Annotated in this window: 2 protein-coding genes; both read right to left on the bottom strand. The window is 60.0% G+C overall.

From position 1 onward, the window contains the following. A partial coding sequence (locus AC1D0P_RS23805; RefSeq protein WP_477679002.1) for a YeaH/YhbH family protein occupies positions 1-1,152 on the bottom strand: 1,152 nt, incomplete at its 3' end. Between the two features lie 47 nt (positions 1,153-1,199). Then, positions 1,200-3,074: PrkA family serine protein kinase (locus AC1D0P_RS23800; protein ID WP_477679001.1), on the bottom strand; the 1,875-nt coding region annotated here is incomplete at its 5' end.

Below are 3,074 nucleotides of genomic sequence, written 5' to 3'. Positions count from 1 at the left end.
GTTCTGGTCTTCCTCGCCCACCTGGACATAGGCGAAGTAGCGCGACACGGGCAGCAGCTTGTTGACCAGCAGTTCACGGCAGCGCGCCGAATCCTGGTGCCAGTTATCGCCGTCCGAAGCCTGGGCGCCATAGATGTTCCAGTCGCCGGGCGGGTAGCGCTCCTGGATGATCTGGTGCATCAAGGCCAGCGCGCTGGACACCACGGTGCCGCCGGTTTCGGTGGACTGGAAAAATTCTTCTTCGGACACCTCGGTCGCCTGGGTGTGATGGCGAATGAAGATGACGTCGGTCTTTTCGTAATGTTTCCGGAGGAACAGGTACAGCAGGATAAAAAAACGCTTGGCGATGTCCTTGCGCGTTTCATCCATGGAGCCCGAGACGTCCATCAGGCAAAACATGACCGCCTTGGAGGTGGGCTGCGGCACCCTGACCCGGTTGCGGTAACGCAGGTCGAAAGGATCAAAAAAGGGGATGGTCTTGAGGCGCCGGCGAAGCGTGTCGATCTGCGTCCTCAGGGAAAGAATTTCGTCGGGCAGATCCGGCGCATCGCGCAGGGCCAGCGCCAGTTGCGCCTCCAGCTCGTGCACCTGCCGCCGCGTCTCCCCGCCTATGGCGATGCGCCGGCTGAGCGCGACGCGCAGCGAACGCACCACATGCAGATTGGTCGGCGTTCCGTCCGAGATGAAACCGGCGCGGCGGGATTTCCACTCAGGGGCATCGGGCAGAAGCTGGGTGCGTATGAGGTCGGGCAGCGCAAGGTCATCAAAAAAATACTGCATGAACTCTTCGCGCGTGATGCGAAAGACAAAGTCGTCCTCACCCTCGCCGTCGGGGCTGGCCTCGCCGCCCGAGCCGCCACCGCCGCCGCCCTTGGGCCGCGCGATGCGGTCGCCGCGCACGTATTCGCGGTTGCCGGGGTGCACGGTCTCACGCGTGCCGCCGGTGTGCCCAAACACGGGCTGGTAGACGTCGCGCCGCGGCACGGTGACGTCTTCTCCCTGCTCGATGTCGTGGATGCTGCGGCCCGCGACGGCACGGCGCACGGTATCGCGTATCTGCTCGCGGAAGCGGCGCAGAAACCGCTCGCGGTTGCCGATGGACTTGTTCTTTCCCGACAAGCGCCTGTCAATGACTTGCTGGAGCACGGTGATCTCCGGTCACATACACATGACGCGCCCGCCACGGCGCGCCGCGGGCCTCAGGAACTCTTGCGTACACGCAGGTACCAGTCGCACAACAAGCGGACCTGCCGCGTGGTATACCCCTTGGCGACCATGCGGTTGACGAAATCCTCGTGTTTTTGCTGCTCGTCCGCGCTGGCCTTGGCATTGAAGGAAATCACCGGCAACAGGTCTTCGGTGTTCGAGAACATTTTTTTCTCGATCACGGTGCGCAGCTTTTCGTAGCTGGTCCAGACCGGGTTCTTGCCCGCGTTGTTGGCCCGCGCGCGCAGCACAAAATTGACGATCTCGTTGCGGAAGTCTTTCGGGTTGCTGATGCCGGCAGGTTTCTCGATTTTTTCGAGTTCGGCATTGAGCGACGAGCGGTCAAAGATTTCCCCGGTATCGGTGTCGCGGTATTCCTGGTCCTGGATCCAGAAGTCGGCGTAGGTCACGTAGCGGTCGAAAATATTCTGCCCGTACTCCGAATACGACTCCAGGTAGGCGGTCTGGATTTCCTTGCCGATGAACTCGGCGTAACGCATGGCCAGGATTTCCTTGATGTAGGCCAGGTACTTCTGCTCGGTTTCGGGCGGGAACTGTTCGCGCTCGATCTGCTGCTCCAGCACATACATCAGGTGCACCGGGTTGGCCGCGATTTCGGTGGAATCGAAGTTGAACACCTTGGACAAAATCTTGAAGGCGAAGCGCGTCGAGATTCCGTTCATCCCCTCATCGACACCCGCGTAGTCGCGGTATTCCTGGTAGCTCTTGGCTTTCGGGTCGGTGTCCTTGAGGTTTTCGCCGTCATACACCTGCAGCTTGCTGAAGATGCTGGAACTCTCGGGTTCCTTGAGGCGCGTCAGCACGGCGAACTGCGCCATCATCTTCAAGGTGCCGGGCGAGCAGATGGCGTTATGCAGCGACGAGTTGTGGATCAGCTTTTCATAAATCTTCACTTCTTCCGAAACGCGTAGGCAATATGGAATCTTGACGATGTAGATCCGGTCCAGGAAAGCCTCGTTGTTCCTGTTGTTCTTGAACGCCTTCCACTCGCTTTCGTTGGAGTGCGCCATCACGATGCCGTCGAAGGGAATCGCGCCAAAGCCTTCGGTGCCCTTGAAGTTGCCCTCCTGGGTGGCGGTCAGCAAGGGGTGCAGCACCTTGATCGGCGCCTTGAACATCTCGACAAATTCCAGCAGGCCCTGGTTGGCCAGGCACAATCCGCCTGAATAACTGTAGGCGTCCGGATCGTCCTGGGCATAGGTTTCCAGCTTGCGGATGTCGATCTTGCCGACCAGCGAAGAAATGTCCTGGTTGTTTTCGTCGCCGGGCTCGGTCTTGGAAATCGCGCACTGCTTCAGGATGGAAGGGAAACGCTTGACCACGCGAAAACGTCGGATGTCGCCGCCGTATTCCTCAAGGCGCTTGACGGCCCATGGCGACATCACCCGCTGCAGGTAGCGCGGCGCAATGCCGTACTGGGTTTCGAGCAAGGGAGCGTCCTCGGCATTGTTGAACAGGCTGAGCGGCGACTCGTTGACGGGCGAACCCTTCAAGGCATAAAAAGGCACTTGCTCCATCAGCTGTTTGAGCCGCTCGGCGATCGACGACTTGCCTCCGCCAACGGGGCCCAGCAAATAAAGAATCTGCTTTTTCTCTTCCAGGCCCTGCGCGGCATGGCGAAAGTAGGAAACCACCTGCTCGATGGGGTCCTCAAGGCCGTAGAAGTCGCGAAATGCCGGGTAGATCTTGATGATCTTGTTGCCGAACAGGCGCGACAGACGCTGGTCATGCCGGGTGTCCAGCAGTTCGGGTTCGCCGATCGCGGCGAGCATGCGCTCGGCCGCGGTGGCGTAGACGAGAGGACTGCGCTTGCAGGCATCGAGGTAGTCCTCGATGGACAGTTCCTC

This window comes from Polaromonas sp. P1_G2, assembly GCF_056405515.1.
The sequence above is the reverse complement of the archived record's forward strand: the minus strand, read 5'-3'. Positions and strand labels throughout refer to the sequence as shown.